Annotated in this window: 23 protein-coding genes; 8 read left to right on the forward strand and 15 right to left on the reverse strand. The window is 67.1% G+C overall.

Annotation, left to right across the window (positions count from 1 at the left end):
* Positions 1–23 precede the first annotated feature (23 nt).
* From K1T73_RS11745 to K1T73_RS11760, 4 genes are all read right to left on the reverse strand, one after another.
* Positions 24–989, reverse strand: coding sequence for a LysR family transcriptional regulator (locus K1T73_RS11745; RefSeq protein ID WP_220600885.1), 966 nt, complete (start codon positions 987–989; stop codon positions 24–26).
* Between the two features lie 19 nt (positions 990–1,008).
* Complete coding sequence (phaR, locus tag K1T73_RS11750) at positions 1,009–1,575, reverse strand: polyhydroxyalkanoate synthesis repressor PhaR (protein WP_220600886.1); 567 nt, start codon at positions 1,573–1,575, stop codon at positions 1,009–1,011.
* A 142-nt stretch (positions 1,576–1,717) separates the two neighbouring features.
* Positions 1,718–2,170 (reverse strand): phasin family protein, encoded by a 453-nt coding sequence (locus K1T73_RS11755; protein ID WP_220600887.1) that lies wholly within the window; start codon positions 2,168–2,170, stop codon positions 1,718–1,720.
* Between the two features lie 155 nt (positions 2,171–2,325).
* Positions 2,326–4,137 carry an alpha/beta hydrolase gene (locus K1T73_RS11760; RefSeq protein ID WP_220600888.1) on the reverse strand — a complete coding sequence of 604 codons (1,812 nt, stop codon included), beginning with the start codon at positions 4,135–4,137 and terminating at the stop codon, positions 2,326–2,328.
* Positions 4,138–4,239: 102 nt separating this feature from the next.
* Between K1T73_RS11760 and phaZ the strand changes: the two genes are divergently transcribed.
* Positions 4,240–5,535, forward strand: a complete 1,296-nt coding sequence (gene phaZ, locus K1T73_RS11765; protein ID WP_220600889.1) for a polyhydroxyalkanoate depolymerase — start codon at positions 4,240–4,242, stop codon at positions 5,533–5,535.
* Positions 5,536–5,577: 42 nt separating this feature from the next.
* Here phaZ and K1T73_RS11770 read toward each other — a convergent pair whose 3' ends face one another.
* From K1T73_RS11770 to K1T73_RS11790, 5 genes are all read right to left on the reverse strand, one after another.
* Positions 5,578–6,303, reverse strand: coding sequence for an alpha/beta fold hydrolase (locus K1T73_RS11770; RefSeq protein WP_220600890.1), 726 nt, complete (start codon positions 6,301–6,303; stop codon positions 5,578–5,580).
* A 73-nt stretch (positions 6,304–6,376) separates the two neighbouring features.
* Entirely contained in the window at positions 6,377–6,991 is a 615-nt protein-coding gene (locus K1T73_RS11775; protein WP_220600891.1) for a hypothetical protein, read from the reverse strand.
* A 14-nt stretch (positions 6,992–7,005) separates the two neighbouring features.
* A complete protein-coding gene (locus tag K1T73_RS11780; RefSeq protein WP_259400232.1) occupies positions 7,006–7,980 on the reverse strand; it encodes a carboxylesterase in 975 nt (324 codons plus the stop codon).
* Entirely contained in the window at positions 7,977–8,729 is a 753-nt protein-coding gene (locus K1T73_RS11785; protein ID WP_220600893.1) for an alpha/beta fold hydrolase, read from the reverse strand. The genes K1T73_RS11780 and K1T73_RS11785 overlap by 4 nt, the downstream gene beginning before the upstream one ends.
* Positions 8,722–10,005 (reverse strand): MFS transporter, encoded by a 1,284-nt coding sequence (locus tag K1T73_RS11790; RefSeq protein WP_220600894.1) that lies wholly within the window; start codon positions 10,003–10,005, stop codon positions 8,722–8,724. The genes K1T73_RS11785 and K1T73_RS11790 overlap by 8 nt, the downstream gene beginning before the upstream one ends.
* Positions 10,006–10,444: 439 nt before the next feature.
* Here K1T73_RS11790 and thrS point away from each other — a divergent pair, with 439 nt between their 5' ends.
* The 5 genes from thrS (at position 10,445) to K1T73_RS11815 (ending at position 15,127) form a co-directional block, all read left to right on the forward strand.
* Positions 10,445–12,391, forward strand: coding sequence for a threonine--tRNA ligase (gene thrS / locus K1T73_RS11795; protein WP_220600895.1), 1,947 nt, complete (start codon positions 10,445–10,447; stop codon positions 12,389–12,391).
* A 213-nt stretch (positions 12,392–12,604) separates the two neighbouring features.
* Positions 12,605–12,892 carry a DUF2282 domain-containing protein gene (locus K1T73_RS11800; RefSeq protein ID WP_220600896.1) on the forward strand — a complete coding sequence of 96 codons (288 nt, stop codon included), beginning with the start codon at positions 12,605–12,607 and terminating at the stop codon, positions 12,890–12,892.
* Positions 12,893–12,954: 62 nt separating this feature from the next.
* A complete protein-coding gene (locus tag K1T73_RS11805) occupies positions 12,955–13,812 on the forward strand; it encodes a DUF692 family multinuclear iron-containing protein (RefSeq protein ID WP_220600897.1) in 858 nt (285 codons plus the stop codon).
* Positions 13,809–14,570 carry a DNA-binding domain-containing protein gene (locus K1T73_RS11810; protein WP_220600898.1) on the forward strand — a complete coding sequence of 254 codons (762 nt, stop codon included), beginning with the start codon at positions 13,809–13,811 and terminating at the stop codon, positions 14,568–14,570. Before K1T73_RS11805 ends, K1T73_RS11810 begins: the two co-directional genes overlap by 4 nt.
* Positions 14,567–15,127 (forward strand): DoxX family protein, encoded by a 561-nt coding sequence (locus tag K1T73_RS11815; protein ID WP_220600899.1) that lies wholly within the window; start codon positions 14,567–14,569, stop codon positions 15,125–15,127. The genes K1T73_RS11810 and K1T73_RS11815 overlap by 4 nt, the downstream gene beginning before the upstream one ends.
* An 89-nt stretch (positions 15,128–15,216) precedes the next feature.
* Here K1T73_RS11815 and K1T73_RS11820 read toward each other — a convergent pair whose 3' ends face one another.
* Complete coding sequence (locus K1T73_RS11820; protein ID WP_220600900.1) at positions 15,217–15,546, reverse strand: arsenate reductase family protein; 330 nt, start codon at positions 15,544–15,546, stop codon at positions 15,217–15,219.
* A 196-nt stretch (positions 15,547–15,742) separates the two neighbouring features.
* Here K1T73_RS11820 and K1T73_RS11825 point away from each other — a divergent pair, with 196 nt between their 5' ends.
* On the forward strand, positions 15,743–15,949 hold the full coding sequence (locus K1T73_RS11825) for a cold-shock protein (protein ID WP_220600901.1): 207 nt from the start codon (positions 15,743–15,745) through the stop codon (positions 15,947–15,949).
* 87 nt (positions 15,950–16,036) lie between these two features.
* Here the strand turns inward: K1T73_RS11825 and K1T73_RS11830 are convergent, their stop codons facing one another.
* The 5 genes from K1T73_RS11830 to lepA form a co-directional block, all read right to left on the reverse strand.
* Positions 16,037–16,324, reverse strand: coding sequence for a hypothetical protein (locus tag K1T73_RS11830; protein WP_220600902.1), 288 nt, complete (start codon positions 16,322–16,324; stop codon positions 16,037–16,039).
* Positions 16,325–16,407: 83 nt separating this feature from the next.
* Positions 16,408–16,599 carry a CTP synthetase gene (locus tag K1T73_RS11835; RefSeq protein WP_310794391.1) on the reverse strand — a complete coding sequence of 64 codons (192 nt, stop codon included), beginning with the start codon at positions 16,597–16,599 and terminating at the stop codon, positions 16,408–16,410.
* A 231-nt stretch (positions 16,600–16,830) separates the two neighbouring features.
* Entirely contained in the window at positions 16,831–17,070 is a 240-nt protein-coding gene (locus K1T73_RS11840; RefSeq protein ID WP_220600903.1) for a hypothetical protein, read from the reverse strand.
* Between the two features lie 98 nt (positions 17,071–17,168).
* Positions 17,169–17,714 (reverse strand): hypothetical protein, encoded by a 546-nt coding sequence (locus K1T73_RS11845; RefSeq protein WP_220600904.1) that lies wholly within the window; start codon positions 17,712–17,714, stop codon positions 17,169–17,171.
* Positions 17,715–17,849: 135 nt separating this feature from the next.
* A complete protein-coding gene (gene lepA, locus K1T73_RS11850; RefSeq protein WP_220600905.1) occupies positions 17,850–19,649 on the reverse strand; it encodes a translation elongation factor 4 in 1,800 nt (599 codons plus the stop codon).
* Here lepA and K1T73_RS18070 point away from each other — a divergent pair.
* On the forward strand, positions 19,632–19,937 hold the full coding sequence (locus K1T73_RS18070; protein ID WP_409077746.1) for a hypothetical protein: 306 nt from the start codon (positions 19,632–19,634) through the stop codon (positions 19,935–19,937). The two genes, lepA and K1T73_RS18070, sit on opposite strands and share 18 nt — an antisense overlap.
* Positions 19,938–19,996 lie beyond the last annotated feature (59 nt).

Raw genomic sequence — 19,996 nt, forward strand, 5'->3', positions numbered from 1 at the left:
GCGGCGCGGCGCGGCGCGACCCGTCAGACCATCGCGAGCGCCCCGCCGAGAAACGGGTATCTCTCGATCGCCGGGGCGACGACCGTTTCCTCGAGGATGGGTTTCAGCGTCGCCGCCACGCGCTCGGGCATGTCCTCGAGCATCCCCTTCCGCGCGGTCAGGCTGATCGTCCGCGTGAGCGGCGCGACGGGCAGTTCGAACACGTCGATCCGGTCCGCGAAGCGCTGCGCACGCGCCAGCGCGAGCGGCGTCAGGATCGTCCAGCCCTGCCCCTGCCCCACCAGCGCGAGGATCGCGTGATAGCTGTCGAGTTCGAAGCGATGCGGCAGCGTCAGCCCCTGCCGCGCCATGTGCGACGCGATGAGACGGCCCATGTAGTGCCGCTGCGTGTACTGGATGAGCGGCAGGCGCTCCAACCGCTCCATCAGCCCCGCGCCGCCCGCCACCGCGCCGCGCGGCGCGGCGATCACGAAGGGCTCTCGCAGGATCGGGTGCACCTCGGCCCAGGGCGCCGCCTCGCCCAGCTCGGCGGCGACGATCACGTCAAGCCGGCGCGCATCCAGCAGGTCGTGAAGGTAATGGCTCGCCCCCGTCTCCAGCAGGAACTGGCACCCGGTCAGTTCGCCCGCCATATGCGTCAGCAGGCGCGGCGTCACGTCCGCCTCGAAATCCTCGATCATGCCAAGCCGGAACCGGGTCAGCCGCGACAGGTCGGACATGGCAAGCTCGGCGCGCGCCTGCGCGGCCTCGTTGAGGATGGCCTGCGCGCGGCGATGCATGATCTCGCCCGCCCGCGTCAGGCGCACGGGCCGCGCGTTGCGATCGAGAAGCGTGGCGCCCACCGCGGTCTCGAGGTTGGTCAATTGCTGGCTCACGGTCGATGCGCTGGTCCCGAGGCGCCGCGCCGCGGCCGAGATCGACCGCTCGTCGGCGGCGGCCATGAATATCTCGATGCCCCAAAGCGTGATCCGGCCCGGACTATCGGCCACGTCCCGCGCGCCCCCGGCTCTACTTGCCCATCTTGGAAAGCTTGCGCTGCAACTCGGCCAGTTGCTCCTTGATCTCGTCGAGATCCTCGTCGCTCTCCGCGCCGCCGGCGGCCGGCTTGTCCTCGGCTTCCGGCTTGCCCGCGTCCCGCACGCCGAAGCCGCCCATCGCCTTCATGAAGGCTTCCTGCTGCGCGCGCAGCGCCTCCATCCCCGGCATCTGGGCCAGCGGGTTGGCACGGGTCATGTTCTCCATCATCTGCGTCTGCCCCTCGCGCAGCATCTCGAAGCTCTGCGCCAGGAACTCGGGCACCATGCTGCTCGCCTGGGTGGTATAGCTTCGCACAAGGTCGGTCAGCACGTTGACCGGCAGGACGTTCTCGCCGCGGCTTTCATGCTCCGCGATGATCTGGAGAAGATACTGCCGCGTCAGGTCGTCGCCGGACTTGAGGTCGATGATCCGCACCTCGCGCCCCTCGCGGATGAAATGCGCGATATCCTCGAGCGTGACGTAGTCGGACGTCTCGGTGTTATAGAGCCGGCGGCTCGCGTAGCGCTTGATCAGAAGCGGTTTCTCGGTCTCGGCCACGCGCGATCCTCCCTGATGCGGCTTTGCGGCACAGCTTACCGCATGGCGTGAAAAAGGAAAGGGCGAGCACATGGCTCGCCCTTTGCGATCTGCGCCTGCCGGCAGGGAGGAGGCGGCGGCGCGGATCGTGATCCTGCGCGACTTACTTCGCGGCGGATGCCGATGCTTTCTTGGCGGCGGCCGACACGTCGTCGGTCGCTTTCTTGACGGCCTTCGCGGCGTCGTCCTGCATGGTCTTGCCGGTCGCCATCATCAGGTCGACGGTTTCCATCTGGACCTTCTTCGCGACTTCGGCGAAGGCGGCCATGTTCTCGGCGGCCACTTCGGCATTGGCCGATGCGAAATCGGTCATCGCCTTGGTGTAGTCGGTGGGCTCGTCCTTGGCTTTCGTCAGGTCGTTCATGCGGGCCAGGGTGTCCTTGGTCCACTTGTTCGAGATCTCTGCCGACTGCTCGGCGGCCTTGAGGGCCACGCTCGAGAATTTCTCGTTGAGTTCCGCCTGGTGCTTGAAGGCGTCCTCGATGGCTTTCGTGTCCATCGGGAATGCGCCCATGAAGTCTTTCATCATGGTGTTGAAGTCTTGTGCTTTTGCCATTGTCTCGATCCTTGATACCGTGTGTTTCTGCGAGGCCGGCGGGCTCATTCCCGCCTTGCTGCGTCTGCACAACATATACGTGCCGCATCGCAGCATTTCAAGGATTTTTTCTGCACTGCGGCATAAAAAGGTGACGCAGGGTCAACGCGCTGTTTTCACTCGAAAACTTCGACCGCCTTGCGCCGGACATAGCTGCCGGGGGCCGGTTCGATCGGCGGAAAATCGTCCGATCCCGGCTGGCGCGCGGGCACTTTCTTGCCCGATCGCGGCCGCAGCCACGCCTCCCAGCGCGGCCACCACGACCCCTCGTGAAACTCCGCCGCCTCGATCCAGCCCTCCGCGTCGGCCTCCACGTCGCCATTGGTGTAATGGCCGTATTTCTTCTTCGAGGGCGGGTTGACGATCCCGGCGATATGGCCCGATTGCGACACGATGAAGGTCTTGTCCTTCGAGCCCATCTTCCGCACCCCGCGGTAACAGTCGCGCCAGGGCGCGATATGATCGGTCTCGCAGGTCACGGCCATGAGCGGCACCGTCACGTCCCCGACCTTCAGCACCTCGCCGCAAAGCTCGAATCCCTCGCCGGCGAAGGCGTTGCGCTGGCACAGGCCGCGCAGGTATTCCATCGTCATCCGGCCCGGCAGGTTCGAGCCGTCCCCGTTCCAGTAGAGCAGGTCGAAGGCGGGCGGCGTCTCGCCCATCATGTAGGAGCGGATCGCGGGCGTGTAGACGAGGTCGTTCGAGCGCAGGAAACTCATCGTGCGCCCCAGGATGAAGGCGCGCAACACGCCCTGCGCCTCCACCTCGGCCTCGATCCCGTCCACGAAATCGTCCTGCAGGAAGGGCGTGAACTCCCCCTGCTCGGAGAAATCGGTCAGCGCGGTAAAGAAGGTGGCCGACTTGATGGACGTGTCCTTGCGCTTTTTCAGAAGGGCAAGCGTCATCGCGAGCGTCGTGCCCGCGATGCAATAACCCACGGCGTTCACCTTCTTGACGCCGGTGATCTCCTTCACCACGCGGATCGCCTCGAGATAGCCCTGCTCGACATAATCCTCCATGCCCGTGTCGGCATGGTCCGGTCCGGGGTTCACCCAGGACACCACGAAAAGCGTGTAGCCCTGGTCCACGATCCAGCGGATCAGGCTGTTCTGCTCCTTGAGGTCGAGGATGTAGAACTTGTTGATCCAGGGCGGGAAAAGCACGATCGGCGTCTGGTACACCTCCTCGGTGGTCGGCGCGTACTGGATCAGCTCCATCATCTCGTTGCGATAGACCACCTCGCCCTTCGCGGTGGCGATGTTGCCCCCCAGCTCGAAGGCGCTCTCGTCCGAGAGGCGCACGACCAGCTCGCCGTTGTTGGCCTCGAGATCCGCGACGAGGTTCTCCAGCCCCTTCACCAGGCTCTCGCCCTCCGTCTCGACCGCCCGCTCGAGCGCATCGGGGTTGGTGCCGAGGAAATTCGTGGGCGCCATCATGTCGGTGATCTGGCGCGCGAAATATTCCAGCCGCCGCTTTTCCTTGGGCGGCAACCCGTCCATCTCCTCCACGGCCTGCGCGATGGCCTGCGCGTTGGTGGCGTATTGCCGCTTGACGTAGCGGAAATAGGGATGCGTCTCCCAAAGCGGGTTGGAAAACCGCTTGTCCCCCTGCAGCGGATCGGGAAGGTCGTCGTCCTCGGGCGCCGCGCCCTGGATCATCGCCTGCTGCGCCTCCAGGAAATGCCGCACCGACCGGCCCCAGTATTCGAGCTGCTGTTCGTAGATCCTGCCGGGATTCTCCACCATCTCCGCCCAGGCCGACATCGCCGCGCGCGCATAAAGGTCCTGCGAGGGTCCGCTCAGCGTGGGATTGGCCGGGTTGGCACGCGCGAACGCCTGCACCAGCCGCTCGGTCAATGCCTCCACCCGTTGCAGGTTCTCGTTGAGCTTCTCGATATTTTTACCTGACGCGTCGTCCTGCGTTGCCATTTGAAATTTTACCTCTTACCCTCGCTGCTACGCAGCATCCTGCTCCGACCGGCGCAGCGATAGCGACCCAACAATCCGGCGCAGGCCGGGAAAGGACGCCATATGCGGCACATGATGACCTATGATCTCATGGAGACCATCCGCAACGCAAATCAATGGCTCGGCGCAACAGCGCTTTCCTTCGCATCCTATCCCATGTTCAGCATGGCGCCAAACCCCATGTTCCAATGGGTGGCGGCCTGGGGCGAAGTGACCGAGCGCAGCTTCGACCGCATGGTCACCAAGCCCGACTGGGGGATCGAATCGATCACCGGCGAGGACGGGCGCGACCACCTCATCACGGTCGAGCCGGTGGTGCGCAAACCCTTCGGCGACCTCATCCGCTTCCACGTGGCAAGCCGCGACGACATGGACCGCCGGGTCCTGCTCGTGGCGCCCATGTCGGGCCATTACGCGACGCTCCTGCGCTCGACGGTCAAGTCGCTCCTGCCCGACTGTGACGTCTGGGTCACGGATTGGCACAACGCCCGCGACATTCCGGTGAGCGAGGGCAAGTTCGACATCGAGGACTACACGCTCTACCTCACCGAGTTCATGCGCGAGCTGGGCAACGACCTGCATGTCATCGCCATCTGTCAGCCCGCGCCGCTCGCGCTCGCGGCCACCGCCTACCTGGCCGAGCAGGACCCCGATGCGCAGCCCCGCTCGCTCACCCTGATCGGCGGGCCGGTCGATCCCGACGCCGCGCCCACCGATGTCACCGATTTCGGCCGCCGCGTCACCATGGGTCAGCTCCAGGAAGGCATGATCCAGCAGGTCGGCTTCAAGTATCGCGGCGTCGGGCGCAAGGTCTATCCCGGCCTGCTTCAGCTCGCCTCCTTCATGTCGATGAATGCCGACCGCCACGCCACCGCCTTCTCGAACCAGATCTCCCGCGTCGCCCGGGGCGAGGCCGGGGACCGCGACCCCCACAACAAGTTCTACGACGAATATCTCGCCGTGATGGACATGCCGGCCGAGTTCTACCTCTCGACGGTCGAGCGGCTCTTCAAGGATCTCGAGGTCGCGAAGAACGAGTTCACGGTCAAGGGCCACCGGATCGACATCGGCGCCATCACCCGCGTCGCGGTCAAGACGGTCGAGGGCGGCAAGGACGACATCTCGGCCCCCGGCCAATGCGTCGCCGCGCTCGCGCTCTGCACCGGCCTGCCCGAGGACAAGAAGGCAAGCTACGTGGAACCCGAGGCCGGCCATTACGGCATCTTCGCGGGCCGGTCGTGGCGCAACAACATCCGGCCGCTCGTGCTGAACTTCATCGACGCCAATTCCGAGGCCCCGGCCAAGCGCAACCGCACGAGCCCCCGCCGCAAACCGGCGAACAAGATCGCCGCCGCCTGAATCGGTCCGGGGCCGGGCGGTCCGACGCCCGTGCCCCGCCGGTCACGCCTCCGCGCGGGTCTGCAACACCAGCGGCTGCCGCAACCAGTCGCGCAGCGCGTCGGTGGTGACGTCGGGCTGTTCCAGCATCGGGTAATGCCCCGCCCCCTCGATCACCTCGAGCGTGCCGTAGGGGATGAGATCGGCCAGGAACCTGTGCCGCTTGATCGGCGTCTCGCCGTCATGCTCGCCGCACATGACCAGCGCGGGCACCTTGCACTTGCGCAGCGCCGCCTGGTAGTCGCGCCGCCGCTGCATCGCCTTGAGCTGCCGGTGCACGACTTCCGCCCCGAGATGCTCGGCCATGTCCTGGACAAGCCCCATCACCTGCCCCCGCGTCGCGCCGGGCGCAAGGCTCGCGGACCGGATCACGCGCTCGACCACGTCGCGCAGATGGCCCGCGCGCGCCTTGATGATGACCGGCTCCAGGTCGGCCGAACTCTGCGGGGTCTCGGCAAGCGCCGTCGTGCACATGAGCGCGATCCGCGTCACCCGGTCGGGCGCGCGGCGCAGGATCTCCATCGCCACCACGCCGCCCATCGACGCCCCCGCCAGCGCGAAGCGCCGCGGCAGCACGTCCAGAAGCCCCGAGGCGATCTCCTCGATCCGCTCGCCGCGCGTGATCGGCGCGACCGTCAGGCAGGTGTCCGGGCTCAGCGCCGCCAGTTGCGGGCCATAGACCCGCGCGTCGCACATCAGCCCGGGCAACAGCACCAGTGGCTCCTGCATGTGGTTGGCTCCCGCTTCTCGCCTGTCCCGCCGGCCTGCCGCACTCTGACACAGCCACCGGGCCGGTCAAGGCTCATGGATATGCGATGCCCCGAAACGGCGGAAAATCCGCATAGCGCGCGCGGCGCGTGGCCCGCCCCTCATCGGGCACCGCCCCCTCGGCCAACAGCAACCCGCGCGGCGCGATGTAGCTCGAGATCGTGCGCCGGGGCGCCTCGCGCCAACTCAGGTTCATGGCGCAGAGCCTTGGAAAGAAACACAGGTCCGAATAGGGCAGGTGATCGTGGATCCACCACGCGAGGTCGCGCCAGTCCCGGCCTTCGGCATGGCGGTCCGCGAACCACGGTATGACGAGCGACGTGCCCGCCCCGCGCCCCGTGGCGGCCTCCCGGTCCCATATGTGATGCCCGTAATTCGCATCGTTGCGCGCGCAGTTGAGGCGGTTCTCGTTGCCGAAGCGGTTCAACTCGGGACTGCGATAGCCCGAGCGGATCGCGATCCGCCCGAAGGTCTCGGTCAGCGGATCAAGCAGCATCTGGCACAGCATTCGCCCGTTTTCCACCGCCATGTCAGGGTCTTGCGGGATGTTCTGGATGCGGTGGAAATTGCCGATCTCCGAGTAGAGGAAATCGCGCATGTAGAAATGCCGGCTGAGCCGGACACGGCCCAGCGTCTCGAGGCTCCACATACTGCGCGGCCGCCTCACTTGAGGCCCCGCACCCAGCCGATGATCGCCTCCGTCACCTCGTCGGTGGCGCCGGGGCTCATGATGTCGCCCGCGATGACGTGGCGCAGCGGATCGTCATCGGGGCCGGATTTCGGGATCACCCGCGCCGTCTCGCCGCCCCAGCGCGCCATCACGTCTGCCGTCATATCGGCCCGCACCACCCCGTCCTCGTCCGAGAAGATGAAGAGCGCCGGCACCCCGATCGCGCCGTGATCGAGGCCGCGCGCATGTTTCACCACCGCCGCCATGGGAAACACCGCGACGCTGGGATACTCGGTCGTCCAATGCGCCGCCTGCTCCGGGCTCCTCGGCTCGAAGCTGCGGCGCGATCCGGCCAGCATCGGCACCCAGTGCCGCGCGGCGGGCAGGGTCAGAAGCGGCGCCATCGGATGCCGCAGGCCGTAGTTGGGCGAGATCAGCACTGCCCCCGCCACGCGCTCCGACATCTGCGCATCGGCCAGCGCAACCGTGGCGATCGACGCCCCCGTGGAGGTGGCCACCACGATCACCCGCTCGCCCGTGGCACGCCCGAGCGCAAGCGCCTCCGCCGCGTCCTCCATCCACGCCTTGACGCTCCCCTCGGCCATCGCGTCGCCATCGCGCCCATGTCCGCGAAACCGCGTGTAGACAAGGTTCGCGCCCAGCGCCTCGGCCACCCGGTCGGGCACCGGCCGGATCTCCGCGGCCGAGGCCGAGAACCCGTGCAGGTACACCACCGACAACGGCGTGCGGGTCTCGCGCTGCCCGGCCCAGACCACGCGCTTCTCGGCGCCCGGGCGGATATCGCCGTGATAGGATTCGACCGTCTCGAGATAGACCCCCACCCCCTCGCCAAACCGCCGCGGCTCGAAGCTCGCTCCGACCTCGACCGGCTCGTAGGGCCCGAGGACGAAGAGCGCGCCCGCAGCCAGCGCGAGCGCCGCGAGGACGCGCGCAATCCAGCGTCTCACACTGGCTCCGCCCGCGCGATCACCTCCTCGATCGACCGCTCGATGAGCGCCAGGCATTCCGGCTCGGAAAACCTGTGATCGGCCCCCTTCACCAGCGTGAGGCGCATGTCCCCGCCTTCGCAATGCTCCAGCAGGCGCAGCGCGACGCTCGTCTCCACGTCCTCGTCCGCCGTGCCCTGGAGGAACCGCACCGGCATGTCGAGCCGCAGCGGCGCGCGCATCACGAGGTTGTCGCGCCCCTCCTCGATCAGCCTGCGCGTGATGACATAGGGCGCGCCGTATTCGCTCGGCAGCGCGATCGCGCCCGCCGTGATGAGTTCCTCGCGCTGCGCCTCGCTGAACCCCGCATACATCGCGTCCTCGGTGAAATCCGGCGCCGCCGCGATGGTGACGAGGCCCGCGATCCGCTCGGGGCAGTCGCGCGCGCAGAGAAGCGCGATCCAGCCCCCCATGGATGACCCCACGAGGATCTGCGGCCCCTCCGTCACCGCCTCGATCACCGCGCGCGCATCCGCGAACCAGTCGCCGATGCAGCCGTCCTCGAACGTGCCCGAACTCTGCCCGTGTCCCGAATAGTCGAACCGCAGGAACGCGCGCTCCTCGCGCCGGGCCCACTCGTCGAGATGCAGCGCCTTGGTGCCCTCCATGTCGGACTTGAACCCGCCGAGGAAAACCACCCCGGGCCCCTTGCCCGCGCGGTGCTCATAGGCCAGCCGCCGCCCCTCCATCGTGTCGAGAAACTCAGCCATCTTCCACCTCGTCCAGCCCGCGCGCCAGCCACGCACCCCACAGTGTCATCACGAGAAAGAGCCCGAGCGCAAGCGGAACCGACCACGCGGCCACCGCCGCGGCCCCCGCCCCCGCGATCAGCAGGAAGACCCCCACCGCCGTGTTCGTCACCGCCGTGTAGGTCGGCCGCTCGTCCTCGGGCGCCATGTCCACAAGATAGGTCGAACGCGCCCGCCGCACGCCGTGATAGGCCACCATCAGCACGAAGAGCACACCGGGAATGGCCCAGGCCGTCTCGGCCAGGTTCATCGCCTCGACCACCAGCGCAAGCGCCAGCGCGGCGGCCCCCGCGAGCCCCGCGTAGATGAGCACGCGCCGCGATGACCGGTCGCTGAGCCGGCCCCACACGTAGGACGACAGGAGCGAGGCCACCGCCGAGGCCAGCACGAGCGCACCGAGTTGCCGCGCCGCGTTCTCGCCCGAGGCCAGCAGCACCAGGTAGGGCGGCGCCAGCGCGGTGCCCACCAGCGCCGAGCGCGCCGCGACGAAGCGCAGAAGCTGCGGGCGATCGCGCAGCAGCTTCAGTTGCGCGATCGACGCGCCCACGCCGCGCGCGTCGCCTCGCTGCGCCTCCTCCCGCATCGACGCCATGATCACCGCCGACAGGCCCCAGCCCACCGCCGCCAGGACCAGCGCGCCGAGGACAAGCTCGATCCGCTCGCCCAGGCCCAGCATCAGGAGCGCGGCGAAGCCGATGACCGCCACGCTCGCCGCCGCCGCGCCCGCGCCCGTGGCCGTGCCGCGCCGCGTGCGTCCCACCGTCTTGCCCAGCACGTCCTTGTAGCTCACCGAGCAGACCGAGCGCGCCAGCGCGAGCACCGCCAGCAGCGCCACGATCACCGCGCCCGCCATGTTCCCCTGAAGCGTCAGCGCGGCCAGCACGATGCCCCCCGCCGCGATCCCCTGCACCGCCGATCCGGCGGCCCAGGCCCATTTGCGCCGGGCCATCCCGTGAATGGCCCCGGCGGTGAAAAGCTGCGGCAGGAGCGCGCCCGCCTCGCGCACCGGCACCAGCAGCCCGGTCCAGAGCGCGCCCGCATCGAGATGCTCCAGCAGCCAGCTCAGCACGAGCTTCGGGTTGAGAAGACCATCGGCCACCTTGCTCGCCGAAAGCGCCAGGATATGGCGCAGGAAGTTCCCCGGCTCCGCCGCCTGCTGCGTCTCGCTCAGCCCGCCGGGCGCCTCGGGATTGTCGACCAGCGCCTCGAACAACTCGTCACTCAGGTCACGGGTCATGCTCACCTCCGTCTTTCACCGCGCATCATCTAGCGCGGGCCGGGGAATTGCAATTTTCCGGCCCGGAATTTTCCATGGGCCCGGCCGCGCGCATGAAATTCCCGCGCGGAATTTCACCCAAGGTAGGTCGCCCTGCCTGTCCTTTCCGCACCGCGCGCCGGGTTAACCGGCCTTCCCCCGCGCCGCGCACCGACGCGATACCGACGTGGATACCGACATGGATACCGACGTCGCGAAACCACCCGTTTCCCCTGTTAACCAAGGCTTTCGCGGGCCGATTCGCCGCGCGCTTCCCGCAGAAATCGCGCGCCGCCTTCACATCCCGTCAACCTCGCGCCGCCACTGGCTTGACAGGGTCCGGCTCACCCGCCAAAAGACGCCGGTACATAACCCGCAACCGGGCGTTCCGTGGGCGCCAAACCGACGAGGAGCAAGGCCGATGGCCCAGATTTCCCTGACTTTCCCCGATGGCAATTCGCGCGACTACGATGCCGGGATCACCCCCGCCGACGTGGCTGCCGACATCTCGAAATCCCTCTCCAAGAAGGCCATTTCCGCCACCGTGGACGGCAAGCACTGGGATCTGCAATGGCCCATCGGGCATGACGCGCGGATCGCCATCAACACCATGGCCGACGAGGCGCCCGCCAACGAACTCGTCCGCCACGACCTCGCCCATATCATGGCCCGCGCCGTGCAGGAAATCTGGCCCGACGTGAAGGTCACGATCGGCCCGGTGATCGAGAACGGCTGGTATTACGACTTCGACCGCGAGGAACCTTTCACCCCCGAGGATCTCGGCCGGATCGAACAGAAGATGCGCGAAATCATCAACTTGCGCGATCCCGTCCGCACCGAGGTCTGGGACCGCGACCGCGCGATCAAGCATTACGAGGACGCCAACGAGCCCTTCAAGGTCGAGCTGATCGAGGCCATCCCCGGCGACGAACCCCTGCGCATGTACTGGCATGGCCACTGGCAGGATCTCTGCCGCGGCCCGCATCTTCAGCACACCGGGCAGGTGCCTGCCGATGCGTTCAAGCTCATGTCCGTGGCCGGCGCCTACTGGCGCGGCGACTCGAGCCGCAAGATGCTCCAGCGCATCTACGGCGTGGGCTTCACCGGCAAGGAGAAGCTCAAGGCGCATCTCAACATGCTCGAGGAGGCCGCCAAGCGCGACCACCGCAAGCTCGGCCGCGAGATGGACCTCTTCCACATGCAGGAAGAGGCGCGCGGCCAGATCTTCTGGCACCCGAACGGCTGGACCATCTACACCGAGCTTCAGGACTACATGCGCCGCCGCCAGCGCGCGGGCGGCTACGTCGAGGTGAACACCCCGCAGGTCGTGGACCGCAAGCTCTGGGAAGCGTCCGGTCACTGGGAGAAATATCAAGAACACATGTTCATCGTCGAGGTGGACGAGGAACACGCCCGCGAAAAGGCCATCAACGCGCTCAAGCCCATGAACTGCCCCTGCCACGTGCAAATCTTCAACCAGGGCCTCAAGTCCTACCGCGACCTGCCCCTGCGCATGGCCGAATTCGGCTCGTGCAACCGCTACGAGCCCTCGGGCGCGCTCCACGGCATCATGCGCGTGCGCGGCTTCACGCAGGATGACGGACACATCTTCTGCCGCGAGGACCAGATCGAGTCCGAAACCGCCGAATTCATCCGCTTCCTCTCGGATGTCTACCGCGACCTCGGCTTCGAGAACTTCAAGGTCAAGTTCTCGGACCGCCCCGAGAAGCGCGCAGGCTCGGACGACGTCTGGGACAAGGCCGAATCCGCCCTTCTCTCGGCCACCCGCGCCGCGGGGTTCGAGCCCGAGCTGAACCCCGGCGAGGGCGCCTTCTACGGCCCCAAGCTCGAATTCGTCCTCACCGACGCCATCGGGCGCGACTGGCAATGCGGCACGCACCAGGTGGATTTCGTTCTCCCCGAGCGGCTCGACGCCACCTATATCGGCGAGGACGGCGCGAAACACCGTCCCGTCATGCTGCACCGCGCGACGCTCGGCAGTTTCGAGCGTTTCATCGGCATCCTGATCGAGGAACATGCCGGGCGCCTGCCCTTCTGGCTCGCGCCTCGGCAGGTGGTCGTCGCCTCCATCGTCTCCGAGGCCAATGACTACGTCGAGGACGTGGTGGCGCAACTGCGCGAGGCGGGCATCCGGGCCGAGGCCGACACCCGCAACGAGAAGATCAACTACAAGGTCCGCGAGCACTCGGTCGGCAAGGTGCCCGTCATCCTCGCCTGCGGCCTGCGCGAGGTCGAGGATCGCACCGTGTCCGTCCGCCGCCTGGGCGAGAAACAGACCAGCGTGGAGCCGCTTTCCGAGGTCATCCCGGCCCTCTCGCGCGACGCGACACCGCCCGATTTGCTGTAACAATCCGGCGGCGCGCTGCCCTCTCGGCAACGCGCCGCTCAAATTTACTTTTTAAAATCAATTACTTGATAAAAATTTCCGACTCACATCCCCTCACTCCCGCGTCAATGACGCGCCTGTGAGTAGCTTTATGTGGCAAAATCCTGTCATTCTTCCCTCACCGCCCGCCACCCGGCAGGCGGCCAGAAAAAGACATCCAACAGGGAGATCCCAATGTCCAACCTCGCCAAGACCGTCGCCATCGCCGGCGCCGTCACCGCCGCCCTCGGCGCCACCACCGGAACCGCCTCCGCCGCCGAGCAGGAGAAATGCTACGGCGTCTCGCTCGCGGGCGAGAACGATTGCAAAGCCGGCGCAGGCACCACCTGCGCGGGCACCTCGACCGTCGACTACCAGGGCAACGCGTGGACCCTCGTCGAGGCGGGCACCTGCACCGAGATGGAGCTTCCCGACGGCCGCACCGGCAGCCTCGAGCCGCTCGACCGCGACCTGCCGGCCTGAGCGCCTGTTCCGGGCGCGCGGCCCTGCCCGCGCGCCCTTCCCCTCCTGCCCGAGATGCGCCCATGCTTGACACAAGCCGCCCGTCCCGCACGCTTCCCGCCGCCCCCGGCGTGGGCTACAAGCCGCAGCATTTCGCGGCCATCATGGATGATCCGGGCCCGGTCAAGTGGCTGGAAATACACGCGGAAAACTACATGGGCGCCGGTGGCCGACCGCTTGCGCAGCTTCGCCACCTCTCCGAACGCTTCCCCATCTCGGTCCACGGCGTCGGCCTTTCGATCGGCGGCGAATCCCCGCTCGACCCCCAGCACCTCGCCCGCCTGCGCCATCTCTGCGACTGGCTCGGCCCGGCGAGTTTCTCGGAACATCTGGCATGGTCCACCCATGACAGCGCCTTTCTAAACGATCTCCTGCCACTGCCCTATACCGCCGCCACCCTCGCGCGCGTCGCCGCGCATGTCGACGAGGTGCAGGAGGCGCTGGGCCGGCCCATGCTGCTCGAGAACCCCTCGAGCTATCTCGCCTTCGCCGAAAGCACCTGGTCCGAAACCGATTTTCTGGCCGAGATCGTGCGCCGCACCGGCTGCGGCCTCCTTCTCGACGTGAACAACGTCTTCATCTCCGCCACCAATCTCGGCCTCGACCCGCGCGCCTATATCGACGCCTTCCCGCTCGACGCCGTGGGCGAGGTCCATCTCGGCGGCCATGACGAGGACGAGGACGACCACGGCGCGCCCCTTCTCATCGACAGCCACGGGCGCGCGGTCGCCGATCCCGTCTGGGCGCTTCTGGATCATACCTTCGCGCACTCTGGCCCCCGCCCCCTGCTCATCGAGTGGGACGCCGACATCCCCGACTGGCCGGTCCTCGCCGCCGAGGCGTCCCGCGCCCGGAACGCCCTGGCCCGGATCGCCGCATGAGCGTGAACCAGGCCCTCTTCCGCGACGCGCTCCTCGCCCCTTCACAGCCCGTGCCGGAAGGGCTCACCGACGGCGCGGGCCACCCCGCGGGCCGCCGCTTCTCGGTCTATCGCAACAATGTCGCGGTCAGCCTGACCGAGGCGCTCGAACTGGGCTTCCCGGTCATCCGCCGCCTCATCGGTGACGAGAATTTCCGCGCCGTCATGGGCATCTTCCTGCGCGCGCACCCGCCCAGCTCGCCGATCCTCGCCCTCTACGGCGACGCGTTGCCGGGGTTTCTCGAAGGGTTTCAGCCGCTTGCGCATCTGGCCTACCTGCCCGACATCGCGCGGCTCGAACAGGCGCTGCGCGTGGCCTACCACGCGGCCGACGCCCCGCCCGCCGACACCGCCGCGCTCGGCGCGCTCCCGCCCGAGGCGCTTCTCGCCACCCGGTTCCGCCTCGCGCCCGCCACGCATCTCGTGGCCTCCGACTGGCCCATTCACGCCATCTGGACCTACAACACCCGCACCGGCGCACCGAAGCCGCGGCCGCGCCCGGAAACCGCGCTCGTCGTGCGGCCCGACTTCGACCCGGAACCGCTCTGCCTCACACCCGCCGCCGGCGCCTTCGTGGCGGCGCTCGCCGCCGGCGCGACCCTGGGCGAGGCGCATGACGCGGGCGCCGCGCGGGAGGATGGGTTCGATCTCTCGGCCCCCCTCGCCACGCTGATCGAGGCGCGCGCCATCGCGGCGATCCTGCCCGGAGACCGGGAATGACGCGCCTTCCGAGCCTGTATATCGCGCTGGCCCGGCACCTCCAACGCGCCGACTGGCTCCTGCCCACGCTCGCGCGTTTTCTCTTCGCCGCGATCTTCCTGCGCTATTTCTGGACCTCCGCCGCCACCAAGCTGGGCGACGGGGCGCTCGGCCTCGTCTCGCCCTCGACCGGCGCCTACGCCCAGATCTTCCCCCGCCAGATGGAGGCGGCGGGCTTCGACACGAGCCAGCTTTCCACCTTCCACACGCTCGTCGTGCTTGCCGGCACCTGGGCGGAGTTCCTGCTCCCGGCGCTCATCGTGCTGGGCCTTCTGACCCGCCTCTCGGCCCTTGGCATGATCGGCTTCGTCACGGTCCAGACGCTCACCGATCTCTGGGGCCACGGCGCCATCCATGAACCTGCCACGCGCGGCGCATGGTTCGACCGGTTCCCCGACGCGGTGATCATGGACCAGCGCGCGCTCTGGCTGTTCCTCCTCGCGGTGCTGGTCATCAAGGGCGCAGGCCCTCTCTCGCTCGACGCGCTCTTCATGCGCCGCGCGAGGATCGTCGCGTAACCCCCTGCTTCATATTGCCAAAAATACTCGTGTCACGACGTCCGCCAACAGCGCCACGGCGCGCGCCCGGGCATCCGCTCCCCGGCCACTCACCCGCCGAGCCAGCGTTCCCGCGCCGCCGCGTCCCAGCCCAGCGTCATCTCGTCCCCCGACACCACGAGCGGGCGTTTCATCAGCGTCGGATGCCCGCGCAGAAGCGGAACCGCCGGCGCCGCGCGCTCCGCGTCATCCAGCCCGCGCCAGGTGGTCGAGCGGCGATTGACCAGCGCCGCGCCGAAGCGGTCATGCGCGGCGGCGAGCACCGCCTCGGGCACGCCCTCCTCGCGCACGTCCACGACCTCGGGCGCGTGCCCGGCCGCCTTCAACTCCTTCACGGCGTTGCGGCAGGTGTCGCATGTCTTCAACACGTAGATCTTCATGGCACATCCCTCCCCATTCATGCCGCGACTACCCCGGTCCGCCACCGGCGTCACGCGGATTTTCTTGCCTTTTCGGCCAGACGTGCAATCTTTGAGGGTGTGACCCGGCCGCCCGACACGCACTCAGCACCGGACCGGCGGGACCGCCATGGCCCGGCATGTCCGTCCGGGGACGAGACTATAAAGGAGAAGCGGAATGCCCACCGGCACCGTGAAATGGTTCAACACCACCAAAGGCTACGGCTTCATCGCACCCGATGACGGCGGCAAGGACGTGTTCGTGCATATCTCGGCCGTCGAACGGTCGGGCCTCACTGGCCTCGCCGACGATCAGAAGGTCAGCTACGAACTGGAGGAGGGCCGCGACGGCCGGCAGATGGCCGCCGATCTCAGCCTGCTCTGAAAACCCGGATCGGCCCGTTCGACAAGGCAAACGCCCGCGGGCAACAGCGCGCGGGCGTAGAGGTCGGTTGCGCCGGTCGCACCGGGCTCAGTCGCAGCCCTTCACGCCTTCCGCGCAATGCGCCCGTGCCGAGTAGCGCACCTTCTGCACCGTCTTCTTCGGCACCGGGTGGCGCATCATCTGCTGATAGCTCACATGCGTCGTGGGCGTCCCGCAGCAGATCACGCCGCTGATCGTCACCGGCTGCAACCCGGCGGGACAATGGTTCTCCTTCGCGGCATAGGGGTGGATCCGCGTCTCCCCCGCCTGCACCGCCGCCGCCCCCGCGAGCAGCCCCAACGCGGCACCCGCCGCCACGATCACCCTCTGTGTCATCCCCTCACCTTCCTTAATTCCCCAAGAATGCGGGTCATGGTAGCGATGAGGGGGACACTGTCAATTTCTTTGGCGGGGCCCGTTCAGGACCCGTCATAGATCGTCTTCGCCACCATCCAGGTCAGCGGGATTGACACCAGGAAGCCCGCCAGCGCCGCCCAGAGGATCGGCATCATGCCCATGTAGCCCATCACGAGGACCGCGATCACGGCCGCCCCCGCGGCCGAGGTGCCGATGAAGGTATGCAGGACGATGGCAAGACGTAGCATGGGCATGGGCTCCGGCTGAAAGAGTGTCGCGGCTGACCTTGCGCACCCCTTTAGACCTTTGCATTGATCTGGGTCAACGTCGGCGGCGCAATCGGAGACGCACGCGAACGGATATCGCCCCGGCCCGCCACGGTCCGTTCTTGGGCGCCACTGCGCCCTCCCGCGCGACGAAACCCCCGGCGCCCCTTGCAGCCATGCGCCGCAAGGGGTCAGTAGCTCACCGCGAAGCCGTCGGCCTCACTCGATGCCGAGCATCGCCTTGGCTTCGGCCAGCGTCTCGACCGATGCCTCGTGATCGCCGGCCGCATGCTGTTCCTCGCCCTCCGCGCGGAGCGCCTTGACCTCGGCCATTTCGGCCTCGGAAAGCTGCGCGGTCGCCATGGCCTCGTCGATGGCCGCCATATCGGCCGGGCACTGGCCCGCGAAGGCTGGCACGGCAAGCATGGTAAAGGCGGCGGCAAGTGTCAGGTGTTTCATCACTGGTCCTCCCTATGCAATGAGATGCAGAAGATAGCACGGCTTCGGCGCGTGGCGAGGCTTCGTTCGCGCAAGCGCCCGGGCCGGCCTCTTCCCGCCTATCGCAGGGGCCGCGGCCGCTCGAGTATCAGCCGAATGAACCCCAGGCCGAAGAACCCCGCCATGACCAGGCCCAATATGGGATCTTCCCCCTTCTCGTGGGCAATCCAGCCCAGCCACGCGAAAAAGGCGATGGACACGACGAAAAAGACCGACCCGATCGCAAACGCGAGCCGCCGGTATCCATGGCGTCTGCGCTGGAAAGCGGCGGCCTTCGACGCGACGTGCCGAAGATCGTCCCCGATGGGACGGCCCTCGCGCTGCGCGGCCTGGACCTGCTGTCGCACCGCGTCCTCGAACCGCCATACCCGCGAGAGGTAGACGCGCCGGACGCCATAGGCCCCGGCCGCGATCATCCCGCCCACGAGGCCGACGATCCAGGGTGCGACATCGACCCGGTTGATCCAGATTTCAAAGAAATTGGTCTTGTCGGTCGGGATCGCCGCCATCCCGACGCCGAGCAACATGATGGCCAGACCCAGCCCGATGAAGGCATAAGCGATGTAAAGCCCGCGCGCGGCGGACGCGTAATCCTCGTATCGCATGGCGTTTCCCCTCCCCCAAAAAGAAACGATGGGGGCGGAAGCCTGATTGCGTCGCAACGATATTCTTCACCCCGCGACGTGAAAAATACCACAATCTGCGGATTCGATCAAAGCGGCGTCATGCCGGCATCGGGCTCATTCGTCCATCTTCAAGGCGCTGATGAAGGCTTCCTGCGGGATCTCGACCTTGCCGAACTGGCGCATCTTCTTCTTCCCGGCCTTCTGCTTCTCCAGGAGCTTGCGCTTGCGCGTCGCGTCCCCGCCATAGCATTTCGCCGTCACGTCCTTCCTGAGCGCGCTCAGCGTCTCGCGCGCGATGACCTTGCCGCCGATGGCCGCCTGGATCGGGATCTTGAACATGTGGCGCGGGATCAGGTCCTTGAGCTTCTCGCACATCGCCCGGCCCCGCATCTCGGCGCGGTCGCGGTGCACCATCATCGAAAGCGCGTCCACCGGCTCCTCGTTGACGAGCACCTGCATCTTGACGAGGTTGTCCTCGCGGTACCCTTCCATCTGGTAATCGAAGCTCGCATAGCCCTTCGTCACCGACTTGAGCCGGTCGTAGAAGTCGAACACCACCTCGTTCAGGGGCAGGTCATAGACCACCATCGCCCGGCTGCCCGCGTAGGTGAGGTCGAGCTGTATCCCCCGCCGGTCCTGGCAGAGCTTGAGCACGTCGCCCAGGTATTCGTCCGGCACGAGGATCGTCGCCTTGATCCGCGGCTCCTCCACGTGATCGACATAGGTCAGGTCCGGCATGTCGGCGGGGTTGTGCAGGTCCTGCTTGGTCCCGTCCTTCATGTAGACGTGGTAGATCACCGAGGGCGCCGTGGTGATGAGCTCGATGTCATACTCCCGCTCGATCCGGTCGCGGATCACCTCGAGATGCAGCAGGCCCAGGAACCCGCAGCGGAAGCCGAAGCCCAGCGCCGCGCTCGTCTCCATCTCGTAGGTGAAGCTCGCATCGTTGAGCGCCAGCTTCTCGATCGCGTCCCGCAGATCCTCGAACTCGGCCGAGTCGACCGGGAAGAGCCCGCAGAACACCACCGGCACCGACGGCTTGAAGCCCGGCAGCGCCTCGGCGCAGGGCCGTTTCACATGGGTGATCGTGTCGCCCACGCGGGTGTCGCGCACCTGCTTGATCGAGGCGTTGAGATAGCCGATCTCGCCCGGCCCCAACTCCTTCACCGCCGTCATCGCGGGGCGGTAGATGCCCACGTCGTCCACGTCATAGGTACCGCCGGTCTTCATCATGCGGATGCGGTCGCCCTTGCGCAGCACCCCGTCGATGATCCGCACGATACAGATGACCCCGAGATACTGGTCGTATTTCGAATCGACCAGCATCGCCTTCAGCGGCGCCTCCGCATCGCCCTTGGGCGCGGGCAGCTGATGGACGATGGCCTCGAGCGTCTCGACGATGCCCTGCCCGGTCTTGGCGCTCACCGGGATGGCTCCGCTCGCGTCGATGCCGATCACGTCCTCGATCTGCTCGGCCACCCGGTCGATATCCGAGGCCGGCAGGTCGATCTTGTTGAGCACCGGGATCAGCTCGTGATCGGCGTCGATCGCCTGGTAGACATTGGCCAGCGTCTGCGCCTCGACCCCTTGCGTGCTGTCCACCACCAGGAGCGAGCCCTCCACCGCCCGCATCGAGCGTGACACCTCGTAGGCGAAATCCACATGCCCGGGCGTGTCGATGAGGTTCAGCACGTAATGCTCGCCATCCTGCGCGTCGTACTCGATCCGCACGGTGTTGGCCTTGATCGTGATGCCCCGCTCCCGCTCGATATCCATCGCATCGAGAAGCTGCTCCTTCATCTCGCGCGCCGAGACGGTGTTCGTCTGCTGGATGAGCCGGTCGGCCAGCGTCGATTTCCCGTGGTCGATATGCGCCACGATCGAGAAATTGCGGATATGGGAAAGCGGTGTCATGAAAGGGGATATGTCGGGGTTTCGGGGGCTGGTCAAGGTGGCTTGGTGCGCCCGCGACCCTTCCCTCACGCTCCTGTCACGGGGCGGAACAGGCCATCGGTCCCAGGCGCGGAACCTTGCGGAAAGGAAGAATTTACACTTGCCGAGATATACGCGTTCGAGGACCGGCTTTCGCAGGTCTATCCCGGCAACAACAACGTGAGGCCCAAGATCAGACAACAGTTGCAGGTGCTGCGGGATAACGGATTTCTCGAGTTTCTGGGCGCCGGCAGGTACAGGCTGAGATGACGCGCGACACACCGCACCCGAAATCACCCCCTCGACTCGCCCCGATGTGGTACGCTTCT

The sequence above is a fragment of the Roseovarius sp. SCSIO 43702 genome (assembly GCF_019599045.1).
Classification (GTDB): Bacteria; Pseudomonadota; Alphaproteobacteria; order Rhodobacterales; family Rhodobacteraceae; genus Roseovarius.